Source organism: Amycolatopsis sp. NPDC004368, assembly GCF_053602515.1.
Genome location: NZ_JBSGDT010000005.1, coordinates 135943 through 149073, shown reverse-complemented (window position 1 = coordinate 149073; position 13131 = coordinate 135943). Strand labels below are relative to the sequence as shown.

Genomic DNA, 13131 nt, shown 5'->3' with positions numbered 1-13131 from the left:
TCCGCGTTCCCGCGCGGGGCGGGCCCCTTTTGTTGGTTGGTCAGGCCGCGTCGTCAGTGAGCTCGGCGAGCGCAGCGTCCAAGGCCCAGGTCGGATACACGTTGATCAGCCCGAACGTGGCGTCCTGCCGCCTCCGCGGCTCCTCCCCCGCCGCCCGCATCACCCTCGCGGCGCGCTTACCCAGCTGCGCCAACGAAGGCCGGTCCGTCGGGAGGTCGTTCAACTTCGCGTAGCCCAGCGCCGTGAACTCGCCGTAGTTCCCCTCCAGCGAGTCGACCCGCGCCTCGGTGGCCTTCGCGCCCTGCTGCAGCGCGAGCACGTCCGACTGGGTCGCCTCGATCACGTCGAGCATCGCCCGGATCGCCGAGATCCCCTGCAGCTGCTGCGCGGGCGCCTCGGCCTGCATCGTGCGGACGGCGAAGTACGCCTGAGCCGCCGCCACCTCCGGCTTGTTCGGATCGCCGTTCATCGCGACGAGGTACGCGGCCTGGCGCGAGAGCTCGAAGTCGGCCTTCGAGTCGGAAGGGTTCCGGGATCCCGTAAGCATTTCGACCTGCGCGAACTCGCGCGGCACGTCCATGCCGGTGTTGCTGGCGGCCTGCTGTGCGCGGGCGATGGCCGGCGACAGGTTGGCCCAGCGGGCGTAGCCCATGAGGCCCTGCAGTTGGCGCGCGGACCAGAACTCCGACCCGTCCGGGCGGGTCTGCTTGATCCGGTCGAACGGGCTACCACCCGACGCGGGAACGAGCTCAGACACTGGGGCTCCTGTGATGTGTGCTTTGTGGACGGTCAGAGGAAGGTGCCGAGCCCGGCACGCTCGTACGTGCGGACCGCCTCGCGGCTGGCCAGCGGACCGGCCTCGCGGTCCGGCCGCTCGAACTTCGCCATCTCGACGAGCAGGTCGACCACCCCGTCGCTGATCTCGGGGCCGGCCTCACGGTCACGGCCGATGAGCTTCGAGAAGAGTCGAGCGAGCATGGGTTCCTCCTGGGGAAGTGGTGGGGGTGATCAGGCAGCCTTCGCGGCGGTCGGTCTGGCGGGCGCGGAGTCCCGGAGAAGAAGCGAGATCTTGTCGAGCTGCTCATTCGTCAGCGGCGGCCATCCGGCTGCGACCTTCGCCGCGGCCGCGCGGATGGCGGCGCGCTGCTGCTCGTTCACGCAGCCCGCTTCGGGCCGGTCTGCGTTTCCTTGTCCTGCCGCCGTGCGGGACCGACGGGCTCGCGGGTGGGCTGGCGCGGAGGCTCGGACGGGTCACCCTGGGGAGTCCGCTTGCCGCACCAGAACTCCTGGATGGGGAGGTCCAGCTCCCGAGAGAAGCGGTAGATCACGCGTCGGGACGGCTTCGCGGTCCCGTTGAGGATGTTGTTGAGGTGGCCCCGCGAGATGCGCATGCGCTCGGCGAGTGCGGAGCGGGAGAAGTCGAGTTCGTCCTGGCGTTCCTTGAGGCGGTCCAGGTCGAGCTCCTCGTCAGCTGCTGTCATGCACACAGATTTACATAGTTTGACCCAGTCAGTCAACGGTGAGATACCGGTAACTCAGCTCAACTGTGTACTTTTGTGTTCCCAGTGTGTACGTTAGTGGACGTGTACGGAGAGCGAGTGCTGAAAAGACCCCCTGGTCGAGCCGCTGGCGTGTGTAAATCTGTGAGTTATCGTGTACGTGTGAGTGATCGTCGGAAAAAAGTCGGTGAGCTGATCAAGCGCGGACGCCGCGCGGCCGGGTACAAGAGCGCGAAGGCTTACGCGCAGCACCTCGGCATCAGCCCAACCAGCGTCACGCGCGCCGAGAACGGCTGGGACACCACTGGCGCCGGCGTCTACTCCGACATCGAGCGCGATCTTGGCTGGGCGCCGAACTCGATCATGGACTACGTCGAAGAGCGCACCGACGCGCTGCCCGCCGGCGGCCAAGTCGACGAGGCTCCGCGGCAAGAGGGTGGCCCGCTCGTGTTCACACCCACCCCGAAGGACATCGAGCGGTGGCGACGGATGACTCCGGAACAGATCACCGAAGAGGGCGAGATGATCGGCCGCACGATCAGTGCCGACATGCGCGTGCTGTACCTGCAGGCGGCCTTCGCCGCGACAAGGGCAGGCAGCGTAAACGCCGAGCGGCTGTAAGCCAAGCCTGTGACACATCTGCAACCAGACGTCTCACACTGACAGACCAACTTTCTGCGAAGTTTCTAACGTTCTGCGACCGGCCGCCGAATGTACCCATGCGAATGGACCAGCCTGGCTCATCCGCATTGGGGAAAGGAGCGTCACAGAATGACTACGCAGCGAACGGGAGACTCCTCCATCCCGAAAGCTGATGCACGCACCGCAGCGCTGTTCGGCACCGCGGCCGGCCTCACGGTCGTCTGCGGCATTCTCGTGCCGATCACCGTCTCCTGGGGCATGTCACCGGCACTGCTGAACTACCTGCTCGCGATCATGCTGGTGAGCTGGATCGCCGGGTTTGAGCGCCGCCGGATCGTACTCCAGCGCAGACAGATCAACGAGCTCGAACGGCACCTCTGGAACCGTTGAGCTGCGGATGTGGCCGCTTCCCCCGGTCACATCCCCGATCCCCAGCCCACGCTACTTCGGGATGATCACCACGGAGTCTGTCGAGAAGTACGCGCCACCTGGCAGGCGTCCTCGCTGCCCCGGCTTCAACGTCACCGTCGCGAGCGCATCCACGATGGCGCGCTTCCTGCCCAGGGTCGCCGCCCCCCAGGCTGCCTCGACGTCATCAGCGTCAGCGACGCCTGACAGCGGCGATCTGGCGGCCGACGCGGCGAGCTTGGCCTCGACCTTCTCGAGGTCAGCGTTCATGCCCCCGGACGCGACGGTGAAGTCCCGAAGCGTGATCTGCCTCGCGCCGAGCGCATGGCGGAGACCTTCGAGATCCTCGCGGATCGCGTTGGCCTCGGCCTGTAGCGCTGCGATGTCCTCCTCTGGAACGTCGTAGATCCGCAACCTGGTGTGCGGCTTCTGCAGGATCTCCACCATCACGTCAGACACGTACTGGTCGACTGGGGCGAGGGCGCGTGAGCAATGGTTGAACGCGCGGCACTTGTAGGTACCCGGGTAGGGCTTGCCGTAGCTGCCGCCGCTGCCGCCGCGAATCATCGTCGTCCCATCGAGGCATACCCCGCACTGGTACAAGCCGGTCCCGAGGTGGACGCGGCCGCCACGGTAGTCACCGTTCAACTTCCGCGCCGGGTCCGCGAGCAGCGCGCGGACGGCGGACAGTTCGTGCTCAGACACGATGGCCGGCCACACCGCATTGCTGATGAACTTGCCGTCCCGACCGCCTACCATCCCCGCGTTCCGCGCGCGGACGATCATGTGACCGAACGAACGCCGGTTCCACTTCCCACCGCGCGACGTGACGATCCCGGAACGGTTCCAGTCCAACACGATCGACCCGGTGCCCTCGCCCGCGAGAAGCCGTCGGGTTGCGTCCGCGATCGCAGCGGCCTCGTCCGGCCGGACCGTGACACCGTCAGCCTCGAACCCGAACGGCCGAGGACCACCGCGCCAGACGCCCTCGGCGGCGGCCTCCGATTTCGCGGCCCTCATTCGCTCGATGCCGTGCTCGACTTCGTGCCCGGACCACACCGCCGCGGTGCGGGCCATCGCGCGGCCTGTGGGCGTGGACAGGTCCATCTCCCCAGCCTTCACGGTGCGCACCGCGATGTGGTGGGTGTTGACGATGTCGATGAATTCCTCGAGCTCGACGAGGCGCCGGTACAGCCGGTCGGGGTGCCACGCCAGGACGGCGTCCGCGCGGCCCGCCTTCAGCTCCTCGAGCATCAGCCGGTACTGCGGTCGGCGCTTCCCGGAGTACGCGCTGATGTCGTTGTCCGGCGCCAGCACGCCCTCGACGACCGTCCACCCGAGATGCTCCGCAAGCTCGCGACACTCCTTCTCTTGGCGAGAGACGCCAGCCGCCCTACCCGTCGGGTCTGCGGAAATGCGGCAGTAGATGAGCACACGCGTGGTCATGGCGAAGCACGCTACCTAAATACCCTTAACCTGACAATGGACCAGGCTTTCGCGATGGGCATCAGAAAGCCCCTGCGATGTGGTGCACCTGCGGCTGCTCCCCAGTGGGCGCCAGGACGGTCACCACGTCGTAGCGGGTGCGGCACCAGCCGATGCGGTGGGCGCGCAGCCAGCGTTGCGCGGCGCGGTGGACGCGGTCGATCTTCTCTGGCGTGACGGACTCCGCGGGGGAACCGTAGGCGGTGCTCGTGCGGGTTTTGACCTCGCAGAAGACCACCTTGTCGCCATCGGAGAGGACGAGGTCGAGTTCGCCCTCGCGGCAGAGCCAGTTGCGGCTGAGGACGACGAGGCCCGCATTTTCCAGGTGGCGGGCCGCGAGGTCTTCGCCCCAGCGGCCGAAGGCGCGGCGCCACCGGGCGGCTGGGTCCGGGCTGTCGTTCATTGCTCCCCCTCAAACCGTGGCGGTCACGGTGCGTGTGAGGACCACCGTCGCAGCGTGACGAGGTGGGGCGCCAGAGGGGAAAGTGCAGGCTGTGGACAAGCGGGGGGTTGTGGACAAACGAGGGGCCGAACCAGAGGCACGAGTGAAAATGTCGGTGGCGGGTGCTACCGCGACGCCGGACGCGAGCCCAGGAACGCACGAGGCCACCCGGGCGAACCCGGGTGGCCGGCGAAAAAGCGAAAAAGGCGAAAACCAGGAAACTCAGCCCGAGAACGGGCCGTCCTCCGGAAGCCGCAGATCCGGCTTGTCGAGCTCCTCCACGTTGACGTCCTTGAAGGTGATGACACGAACGTGCTTCACGAAGCGAGCGGGCCGGTACATGTCCCACACCCACGCGTCGGACATGCGGACTTCGAAATACACCTCACCGCCGCCGTCGCGGACCTGCACGTCGACGGCGTTGGCCAGGTAGAAACGCCGCTCGGTCTCCACCACGTACGAGAACTGGCCGACTATGTCGCGGTACTCGCGGTACAGCGAGAGCTCCATCTCGGTCTCGTACTTCTCGAGATCCTCTGCGCTCATGAAATCCGCGCCCCTCCTCGCGATCGTGTGGGTGCTCCGGCGGCGGAGCGTTCATTCTTACCCACCGAGCGAGCCAGGGCACGGACCGGCACGCTCGGGTTTTCCTGTAATGCGTTCTCCAGGGCAGCGTAGGTGAGGACCACCGGATGCGGTGGGGTGAGTCCGTGTGCGAGGGCCGCGGTGGCGACATTCGTGTACGACCAGCGGTGCGCGGGGCTCGGGCCGTGCGCGGTGAGTGCCGCCAGGTGGTCCGCGGTGCTGTAGCCCTTGTGCACGTCGAAGCCGTAGTGCGGGTGCTCGTCGTGCAGGCCGGCCATGATGCGGTCGCGCGTCACCTTCGCGAGGACCGATGCCGCGGCGATGCTGGCCACGCTGCGGTCGCCCTTGATGACGGCAACGTTGGGCGCCGGGATGCCCGGCACGGGGAAACCGTCGGTGAGGACATACCCGGGATGGTCGCGCAGGGCGGCCACCGCGCGCCGCATGCCCTCGAGGTTCATCACCCGGATGCCGAGCAGGTCGACCTGTTCGGACGGGATCACGATCACCGCGTAGTCGAGCGCGCGCTTGAGCACCAGGTCGTAGACGCGGTCGCGGGCCTTCGCGGTGAGCAGCTTCGAGTCCGTGAGCTCCGGCAGACGGACGCCGTCACCAGGACGCAGGACACACGACGCCACCACGAGCGGTCCCGCGCACGCACCGGCGCCGGCCTCGTCGACGCCGGCGACGGGGCCGAGGCCACGGCGTTCGAGAGCACCCTGCAGACCCCAGAACAGCTCGCCACGCACGACTGCGCGCGGCGGCCGCAGGGGTACGGCCGGGGTTCGAGGAGAAGGAACGGTCACAACCGGGACACCCTAACGGCGCGCCTTGCGCAAGCCCGCCTTCAACCGCTTGCCGACGAACAGCGTGGGCACGGCGGCGGCGAACCCGAGCCCGAGCGGCAGGCCTTCCTGCCACGCCGGGGCACCGAGCGCCACCGGCTGCGCAGTCGCCTGCGGGTCGTGATCGGAGACCCCGCCCCAGCGACTCGGCGGGAACACGATGATCCGCGCCTTGCCGATCACGTCGTCCACGGGCACGGCACCGCTGGCACCACCGTTGCCCTGGTACCGCGAGTCGGCCGAGTTGTTGCGGTTGTCGCCCATCACCCACAGGGCGCCTTGGGGCACCTTGACCGGCGGGAACGGGTCCTGCATCGCGTGGTCGGGGTTCTCCCAGTGGATGTACGGCTCGTCGAGGGCCTTGCCGTCGACGATCACGCGGTTCTGGGAATCGCAGCACTGCACGGTCTGCCCGCCGACGGCAATCACGCGCTTCACGAAGTCGCGCTCGTCCGGTGGGGCGAAGCCCACCAGCGAACCGAGACCTCGCAGGCCGCGGACGATGATGTTGCTGGACTCCTGCGGCGCGATCTCAGCCTCGGTCCACGCGGGCGGACCCTTGAACACGACCACGTCACCCGGCGAGGGATCCTTGAAGTCGTAGACGACGCGGTCGACCAGGATGCGGTCGCCCGTGCAGCCGGGGCAGCCGTGAAGCGTGGCCTCCATGGATCCCGAGGGGATCATGAAGACCTTCGCCAGGAAGGCCTGGATCAGGATCGTGAGCACCAAGGCGATCGCGATCAGGATCGGCAGTTCCTTCCAGAACGACCGCTTCTTCTGGGGCTTGCCCCGCCGGTGGGAGCCCCGACGCTCCTCGGAACGTGGCTGTTCCGAGTCGTCGGGGTCGTCCTCAGCGGCGTTCTGGGGCACGGGGTCGACCACGTCGCCAGGCTACCGGCTACCGCCCTGCCCCTCAGGAGGCAGAGGTGGTCTCGCGGTTCTCGCGGCGCTCCTTGATCTTCGCCTTCTTGCCGCGCAGGTCGCGCAGGTAGTAGAGCTTCGCGCGCCGCACGTCGCCGCGCTTGAAGACCTCGACCTCGGCCAGGTTCGGCGAGTGCACCGGGAAGGTGCGCTCGACGCCCACGCCGAAGGAGACCTTGCGGACGGTGAAGGTCTCCCGGATGCCGCCGCCCTGACGGCGGATCACGACGCCCTGGAAGACCTGGTTGCGCTCGCGGTTGCCCTCGATGACGCGGACGTGGACCTTGAGCGTGTCGCCCGGCCGGAAGTCCGGGATGTCGGAACGCAGGGAGTGCGCGTCCAGCGCGTCCAGGGTGTTCATCGGTGGTCCGTCCTCGTCGATTCGTGTAACTCGGGTACTTCTCCCCCGGGCGCGCAACAGTGCTGCTACGACCGAACCAGGGGCTGATGGCGGGCTCGTGAACGAGGCGGTCCACTCACGCCAACCTGTCGATTATGGCAGAGGCGCGGGTGCTCACTTCGCACGGGGTCTAGCCGAGGTCCTCGCCGAGCCGGTCGAGTACCTCGTGATCTCGGCTGTTCAGACTACCCTCCGGCAGCCGGGCCAGGAGATCCGGGCGGCGCAGCGCGGTGCGTTCCAGCGCCTGGTCGCGCCGCCAGCGCTCCACGAGCGCGTGGTTTCCCGAGCGCAGCACGTCCGGTACAGCCAGGTCGCGCCACACTTCCGGGCGGGTGTAGCTGGGGCCTTCGAGCAGCCCGTCGGAGAACGAGTCCTCCGCGGCCGAGCGCGCGTTGCCGAGCACACCCGGCAGCAGCCGCACCACGGCCTCCACGATCACCAGCACCGCGGCCTCGCCGCCGACCAGCACGTAGTCGCCGATCGACACCTCGTCCACGGGCATGCGGCGCGCGGCGTCGTCGACCACGCGCTGGTCGATGCCTTCGTAACGCCCGCACGCGAAGACCAGGTGCTTCTCCTCGGCGTACGCGTGGGCCAGCTCCTGCGTGAACGGCTTGCCCGCCGGCGTCGGCACCACGAGCCGGGTCTCCGGCCGGCAGATCTCGTCGAGCGCCGGGCCCCAGATCTGGGGCTTCATGACCATGCCGGGGCCGCCGCCGTAGGGCGCGTCGTCGACCGCGCGGTGGACGTCGTGGGTCCACTCACGCAGGTCGTGCACGCCGACCTCGATGAGGCCACGGTCGATCGCCCGGCCCAGCAGCGCGGCGCGCAGCGGGTCGAGGTACTCCGGGAAGATCGTGACGACGTCGATGCGCATCTAGGCGTCCAGCAGTCCTTCGGGCGGGTCCAGCACCACTCGCCCGCCCGCGACGTCGACCGTCGGCACGATCGCGCGCACGAACGGCACGAGCACCTCACGACCGTCGACGTCGAGCTCCAGCAGCTCACCCGCCGGCGAGTGCACGACCTCCACGACCTTGCCCACGACCGTGCCGTCGGCCAGCTCGGCGCTCAGGCCGGCCAGCTCGTGGTCGTAGAACTCGTCGGGGTCGCCCGTCGGCGGCAGGGTGGCGGTGTCGGCCAGCAGCAACGCGCCACGCAGCGTCTCCGCGACGTCGCGCGTGAGGACCTCGTCGAAACGCACCAGCAGCCGCCCGCTGTGGTCGCGGGCGGCTGCGATGGTGAGATCCCTCTTGCTGCCGTCACGCAGCTGCGTCGTGACGACCGCACCGACGGCGAACCGCTCTTCCGGCGAGTCCGTGCGCACGTCCACCGCGAGCTCGCCGCGGATTCCGTGGGCCTTCGCGATACGGCCGACTACGACGTCCATTCCTGACCGTCCGGGTGCCGCGGGTCAGCGATCGGTGTCGACGACGTCCACCCGGACGCCGCGACCGCCGATGCCACCCATCACGGTGCGCAGGGCGGTCGCCGTGCGACCGCCCCGGCCGATCACCTTGCCGAGGTCGTCGGGGTGCACGTGCACCTCGAGCGTGCGGCCACGGCGCGTGGTCAGCAGCTCGACCCGGACCTCGTCCGGGTTGTCGACGATCCCGCGCACCAGGTGCTCGAGGGAGTCAGCGAGAAAACTCACTCGGACTTCTCGCCCTCAGCGGCTTCCGCCTTCTCGGCTTCGGCCTTCTTCGGCGTGGACTTCTTCTTCGGCGTGGTGGCCTCGGTGGTGGGCTCCTCGCCGGCCGCGGCCAGCGCCGCGTTGAACAGGTCCTGCTTCGACGGCTTCGGCTCGGCCACCTTCAGGGTGCCCTCGGCGCCCGGCAGACCCTTGAACTTCTGCCAGTCACCGGTGATCTCGAGGATGCGCTGAACCGGCTCGGTCGGCTGGGCGCCGACGGACAGCCAGTGCTGAGCGCGCTCGGTGTCGACCTCGATCAGGCTCGGCTCTTCCTTCGGGTGGTACTTGCCGATCGTCTCGATGGCCTTGCCGTCCCGGCGGGTGCGCGCGTCGGCAACGATGATGCGGTAGTACGGCGCACGGATCTTGCCGAGGCGCTGCAGCTTGATCTTGACGGCCACGGGTGTGGGTACTCCTCAGTGCTGGTGCAGGGTGGGCGCTCGTCGACCGCGTGGGGACACGATCACAGGCGCCCGAAACAGGAGCCCCCGAACGGCGAGAGGGTCCGGACGGAAGCGGGCAAGCGAACATTCTGCCAGATGGCTCGAAACGCCTGCGCAGGTGGCCTCAGATCGACGCCACCCCGAGCGAGCTCAGCAGGATCGCGACCGAGGGCAGGAAGTTGTTCATCGAGTGCGCGACCACGCTCGCCGGCAGCCGGCCGGTGGCGAAGCGCGCGAGCCCGATCGGCACGGCGATGACCAGCAGCAGCGTGGTCCGCAGCGGTTCGAGGTGGCTCGCGGCGAACACGGCCGTGGACAGCAGGAACGCCGCCAGCCGCCCCCAGCGTTCGCTGCGCCACTGCATCCGCTCCACCGCGCCCCAGAGCAGGCCGCGGTAGATGATCTCCTCGCAGATCGGCCCGAGCAGCCAGAGGTAAACGAACGTCACGACGGCCGCGGACACCGACATCTTCCGGTCGTCCACCAGCGCGCTGATCGCCGACGTCGCGTTGTCCGAGCCCACGATCTCGGTCCACACCCAGGCGCTCAACGACGTGAGGACGAGCCCGAGCAGGCCGAACTTGAGCCCCACCTTCACGTCGGCCCAGCGCCACTCGAAGCGCAGGTCGAGTTTGGGCCCGTTGCCACGCACCACCGTGGCCAGCAGCGCGACGCCCGCGGCGATCATCGCGGGCAGCATCGTGCCCAGCAGCACCGTGCGGATCGGCAGGGGCTGCCCCGCCGGCGGATCGCCCAGCACGGCGCTCACGAACGCGGCCGACGCGATGAGCACGGCCTCCACGAGCAGGAACGCCCCGAAACCCCACCGGTGCGGCGGGAACTCGCGCGGCGCGCTCACCAGATCTTCCGGACGAAGGGGCGCGGCGCCCGGAATCGGTTCCCGGGGCTGGGATGTGGTCACGCCCGCCCTCCGGTGATCGCTCGGCTCACCGGTCGAGCCTAACCGTCGGGACGGCTTCGCACAGTACTCGATCGATCACCGGTGATGATCGGTTCCGCAGGAATCGGGGTGGTGCAGGCCGATGTGCGACGGGCGGCTCGGCACCGCCAAAACTTCACGGCGCCGCCGGTGCACACACCCCGCCGCTCAGGCGAAGACCGTGCCGCGCAGGACGATGTGCGACGGGTGGCGCAGCACCGCCAAGTCCTCGCGCGGGTCGGCCGGGTACACGACGAAGTCGGCCGGCGCGCCGTCCTCGATGATCGGGTGGCCGAGCCACTCGCGGGCTGCCCAGGAAGCGCTCGCGAGGGCCTGCTCGCGGGTCATGCCGGCGCGGTGGAGGGCCTCGACCTCGTCGGCGATGAGGCCGTGGGCGACCATGCCGCCGGCGTCGGTGCCGGCGAACACGCGCACGCCCGCCTCGACGGCGGCGGAGACCATGTCGGCGACGCCCGCGTGCAGGGCGCGCATGTGGGCCGCGTAGGCCGGGTACTTGGTGGCCTTGTCCGCGATGCCCGGGAAGTTCTCGATGTTGATCAGCGTGGGCACGAGCGCGACGTCGCGCCGGGCGAGTTCGGCCAACTGGTCGGGGTTCAGCGCGGTGCCGTGTTCGAGGCAGTCGATGCCGGACGCGATGAGGCCCGGCAGAGCTGCCTCGCCGAACACGTGGGCGGTCACGCGGGCACCCAGCGAGTGCGCGACGCCGACGGCCTCGGCCAGCACGTCGTCGGGCCACAGCGGTGCGAGGTCACCCTCGCCGCGGTCGATCCAGTCGCCGACGAGCTTCACCCAGCCGTCGCCGTCGCGGGCCTGCGCGGCGACGGCCTCGGGCAGGAGCGCCACGTCGTCGAGCTCGATGGCGAAGCCCGGGACGTAGCGCTTCGGCAGCGCGAGGTGCCGGCCGCAGCGGATGATCGTGGGCAGGTCGGCGCGGGCCTGGAGCGGCCGCACGTCGAGCGGCAGGCCGCAGTCACGGATCAGCAGCGTGCCCGCGTCGCGGTCGGTGGCCGCCTGCTCGGAAGCCTCCTCGATCGGCACGGCGCCGTGCGGGCCGAGGCCCGGGTGGCAGTGGGCGTCGACGAGACCGGGCACGACGAAGCCGGCCGACAGCGTGTCCGCGCCGGGTACCGGCTCGAACGAGATCCGTCCGTCGGCGACCCAGAACTCGGACACGGCACTGTCGGGCAGGACGGTGCCGGAGACGTGCAGTGCACTCAATTGTTGCCCGGGTTCTTGGGCAGCTTGAACTTCGACGGGTCGAAGCCCGGCACGTCGTTCATGCCGCCGAGCTGCGAGAGGTCGGGCATCCCGCCGCCCGTGGGCATGCCACCCGGGGGCAGCATCGGCATGCCGCCGGGGAAGCCGCCGCGGACCTTGGGCTGTGTGGGCCCGCGCCCCTTGCCCTTCTTCCCTTTCTTGCCCTTGCGCGTCTTGCTGCCGCCTCCGCCGCCGAAGCCGAAGCGCCCGGCCATCTGCGCCATCATCTTGCGGGCTTCGAAAAAGCGGTTGACCAGGTCGTTGACCTCGCGGACGGTGACACCCGAGCCGTTGGCGATGCGCAGGCGGCGCGAGCCGTTGATCAGCTTCGGGTCGTCGCGCTCGGCGGGTGTCATGCCGCGGATGATCGCCTGCAGCTTGTCGAGGTGCTTGTCGTCGACCTGCGCGAGCTGGTCCTTCATCTGCCCCGCGCCCGGCAGCATGCCGAGCAGGTTGCCGATCGGGCCCATCTTGCGCACGGCGAGCATCTGCTCCAGGAAGTCCTCCAGCGTGAGCTGCCCGCTGGTGAGCTTCTGGGCCGCCTGCTCGGCCTGTTCCTGGTCGAAGTGCTGCTCGGCCTGCTCGATGAGCGTGAGCACGTCGCCCATCCCGAGGATGCGCGAGGCCATCCGGTCGGGGTGGAAGGTGTCGAAGTCCTCGAGCTTCTCGCCGTTGGACGCGAAGAGGATCGGCTGACCGGTGACTTCGCGGACCGACAGGGCGGCACCACCGCGGGCGTCGCCGTCGAGCTTGGTGAGCACCACGCCGGTGAAGCCGACGCCGTCGCGGAACGCCTCGGCCGTGGTCACGGCGTCCTGGCCGATCATCGCGTCGACGACGAACAGGATCTCGTCGGGCTGCACGGCGTCGCGGATGTCCGCGGCCTGCTTCATCAGCTCTTCGTCGACACCCAGGCGGCCCGCGGTGTCGACCACCACGATGTCGTGCTGCGCGTGCTTGGCCTCGGCGATGGCGCGGCGGGCGACGTCGACCGGGTCACCGACGCCGTTGCCGGGCTCCGGCGCGAACGTGACCACCCCGGCGCGCTCGCCGACGACCTGCAGCTGCGTGACGGCGTTCGGGCGCTGGAGGTCACAGGCCACCAGCATCGGCGCGTGGCCCTGCTTCTTCAGCCACATCGCGAGCTTGCCGGCGAGCGTCGTCTTACCGGCACCCTGCAGACCCGCGAGCATGATCACCGACGGCGGGTTCTTCGCGAGGTTCAGCCGGCGCGTCTCGCCGCCGAGGATGCCCACGAGCTCCTCGTTGACGATCTTGATGACCTGCTGCGCGGGGTTCAGCGCCTGCGAGACCTCGGCGCCCTTCGCCCGCTCCTTGATCCGGGCGATGAACTCCTTGACCACCGGCAGCGCGACGTCGGCCTCCAGCAACGCGATGCGGATCTCGCGCGCGGTGGCGTCGATGTCGGCGTCGGACAGCCGGCCCTTGCGAGACAGCGTCTGCAGGGCGGCGGTGAGCCGATCGGAGAGGGTGTCGAACACGGGTGTGCACGCTCCAGCTGGGTCGTCGTTCGCGTACCGGGCATC

General features: G+C 69.2%; 19 protein-coding genes. 2 read left to right on the top strand and 17 right to left on the bottom strand.

The window, feature by feature from the left end; genetic code table 11:
- Positions 1-40 precede the first annotated feature (40 nt).
- From ACWEOE_RS10660 to ACWEOE_RS10645, 4 genes are read right to left on the bottom strand one after another with little or no spacing between them, the layout of a single operon-like run.
- On the bottom strand, positions 41-757 hold the full coding sequence (locus ACWEOE_RS10660; protein WP_452006879.1) for a hypothetical protein: 717 nt from the start codon (positions 755-757) through the stop codon (positions 41-43).
- 32 nt (positions 758-789) lie between these two features.
- A complete protein-coding gene (locus tag ACWEOE_RS10655) occupies positions 790-978 on the bottom strand; it encodes a hypothetical protein (protein ID WP_452006876.1) in 189 nt (62 codons plus the stop codon).
- A gap of 30 nt (positions 979-1008) precedes the next feature.
- Positions 1009-1158: a hypothetical protein gene (locus ACWEOE_RS10650; protein WP_452006873.1), complete on the bottom strand. Its 150-nt coding sequence runs from the start codon at positions 1156-1158 to the stop codon at positions 1009-1011.
- Complete coding sequence (locus tag ACWEOE_RS10645; protein WP_452006871.1) at positions 1155-1481, bottom strand: helix-turn-helix domain-containing protein; 327 nt, start codon at positions 1479-1481, stop codon at positions 1155-1157. Before ACWEOE_RS10645 ends, ACWEOE_RS10650 begins: the two co-directional genes overlap by 4 nt.
- 180 nt (positions 1482-1661) lie before the next feature.
- Between ACWEOE_RS10645 and ACWEOE_RS10640 the strand changes: the two genes are divergently transcribed.
- Positions 1662-2120 (top strand): hypothetical protein, encoded by a 459-nt coding sequence (locus tag ACWEOE_RS10640; RefSeq protein WP_452006868.1) that lies wholly within the window; start codon positions 1662-1664, stop codon positions 2118-2120.
- A gap of 150 nt (positions 2121-2270) precedes the next feature.
- Positions 2271-2531 (top strand): hypothetical protein, encoded by a 261-nt coding sequence (locus ACWEOE_RS10635; RefSeq protein ID WP_452006865.1) that lies wholly within the window; start codon positions 2271-2273, stop codon positions 2529-2531.
- A gap of 51 nt (positions 2532-2582) precedes the next feature.
- On the opposite strand, the gene ACWEOE_RS10630 is transcribed toward ACWEOE_RS10635, so the two are convergent.
- The 13 genes from ACWEOE_RS10630 to ffh form a co-directional block, all read right to left on the bottom strand.
- On the bottom strand, positions 2583-3995 hold the full coding sequence (locus tag ACWEOE_RS10630; protein ID WP_452006862.1) for a recombinase family protein: 1413 nt from the start codon (positions 3993-3995) through the stop codon (positions 2583-2585).
- Between the two features lie 61 nt (positions 3996-4056).
- The gene (locus ACWEOE_RS10625; protein WP_452006860.1) at positions 4057-4437 is read right to left on the bottom strand and encodes a YraN family protein; all 381 of its coding nucleotides are present in this window, start codon (positions 4435-4437) and stop codon (positions 4057-4059) included.
- A 261-nt stretch (positions 4438-4698) separates the two neighbouring features.
- Positions 4699-5022, bottom strand: coding sequence for a DUF2469 domain-containing protein (locus ACWEOE_RS10620; RefSeq protein WP_003096226.1), 324 nt, complete (start codon positions 5020-5022; stop codon positions 4699-4701).
- Positions 5019-5867: a ribonuclease HII gene (locus tag ACWEOE_RS10615; protein ID WP_452006857.1), complete on the bottom strand. Its 849-nt coding sequence runs from the start codon at positions 5865-5867 to the stop codon at positions 5019-5021. Before ACWEOE_RS10615 ends, ACWEOE_RS10620 begins: the two co-directional genes overlap by 4 nt.
- Positions 5868-5879: 12 nt before the next feature.
- Positions 5880-6791 (bottom strand): signal peptidase I, encoded by a 912-nt coding sequence (lepB, locus tag ACWEOE_RS10610; RefSeq protein ID WP_452006854.1) that lies wholly within the window; start codon positions 6789-6791, stop codon positions 5880-5882.
- A 31-nt stretch (positions 6792-6822) separates the two neighbouring features.
- Positions 6823-7191: a 50S ribosomal protein L19 gene (rplS, locus tag ACWEOE_RS10605; RefSeq protein WP_326569341.1), complete on the bottom strand. Its 369-nt coding sequence runs from the start codon at positions 7189-7191 to the stop codon at positions 6823-6825.
- A gap of 169 nt (positions 7192-7360) precedes the next feature.
- Positions 7361-8107, bottom strand: a complete 747-nt coding sequence (gene trmD, locus ACWEOE_RS10600; RefSeq protein ID WP_452006851.1) for a tRNA (guanosine(37)-N1)-methyltransferase TrmD — start codon at positions 8105-8107, stop codon at positions 7361-7363.
- Positions 8108-8620, bottom strand: a complete 513-nt coding sequence (rimM, locus tag ACWEOE_RS10595) for a ribosome maturation factor RimM (protein WP_452006848.1) — start codon at positions 8618-8620, stop codon at positions 8108-8110.
- Positions 8621-8644: 24 nt separating this feature from the next.
- Complete coding sequence (locus tag ACWEOE_RS10590; RefSeq protein WP_003103110.1) at positions 8645-8884, bottom strand: RNA-binding protein; 240 nt, start codon at positions 8882-8884, stop codon at positions 8645-8647.
- Entirely contained in the window at positions 8881-9324 is a 444-nt protein-coding gene (gene rpsP, locus ACWEOE_RS10585; protein ID WP_452006846.1) for a 30S ribosomal protein S16, read from the bottom strand. The genes ACWEOE_RS10590 and rpsP overlap by 4 nt, the downstream gene beginning before the upstream one ends.
- A 166-nt stretch (positions 9325-9490) precedes the next feature.
- Entirely contained in the window at positions 9491-10288 is a 798-nt protein-coding gene (locus ACWEOE_RS10580; protein ID WP_452006843.1) for a CPBP family intramembrane glutamic endopeptidase, read from the bottom strand.
- Positions 10289-10474: 186 nt separating this feature from the next.
- Positions 10475-11545 (bottom strand): amidohydrolase family protein, encoded by a 1071-nt coding sequence (locus ACWEOE_RS10575; RefSeq protein WP_452006840.1) that lies wholly within the window; start codon positions 11543-11545, stop codon positions 10475-10477.
- Positions 11542-13086 (bottom strand): signal recognition particle protein, encoded by a 1545-nt coding sequence (gene ffh, locus ACWEOE_RS10570; RefSeq protein WP_452006837.1) that lies wholly within the window; start codon positions 13084-13086, stop codon positions 11542-11544. Before ffh ends, ACWEOE_RS10575 begins: the two co-directional genes overlap by 4 nt.
- Positions 13087-13131 lie beyond the last annotated feature (45 nt).

Bases quoted from the DNA above. Each gene is read 5' to 3' on its own strand.
- trmD (WP_452006851.1), bottom strand. From the start codon at position 8,107: ATGCGCATCGACGTCGTCACGATCTTCCCGGAGTACCTCGACCCGCTG.
- ACWEOE_RS10630 (WP_452006862.1), bottom strand. From the start codon at position 3,995: ATGACCACGCGTGTGCTCATCTACTGCCGCATTTCCGCAGACCCGACG.
- ACWEOE_RS10635 (WP_452006865.1), top strand. From the start codon at position 2,271: ATGACTACGCAGCGAACGGGAGACTCCTCCATCCCGAAAGCTGATGCA.
- ACWEOE_RS10625 (WP_452006860.1), bottom strand. From the start codon at position 4,437: ATGAACGACAGCCCGGACCCAGCCGCCCGGTGGCGCCGCGCCTTCGGC.
- rplS (WP_326569341.1), bottom strand. From the start codon at position 7,191: ATGAACACCCTGGACGCGCTGGACGCGCACTCCCTGCGTTCCGACATC.
- ACWEOE_RS10645 (WP_452006871.1), bottom strand. From the start codon at position 1,481: ATGACAGCAGCTGACGAGGAGCTCGACCTGGACCGCCTCAAGGAACGC.
- ACWEOE_RS10655 (WP_452006876.1), bottom strand. From the start codon at position 978: ATGCTCGCTCGACTCTTCTCGAAGCTCATCGGCCGTGACCGTGAGGCC.
- ACWEOE_RS10620 (WP_003096226.1), bottom strand. From the start codon at position 5,022: ATGAGCGCAGAGGATCTCGAGAAGTACGAGACCGAGATGGAGCTCTCG.
- rimM (WP_452006848.1), bottom strand. From the start codon at position 8,620: ATGGACGTCGTAGTCGGCCGTATCGCGAAGGCCCACGGAATCCGCGGC.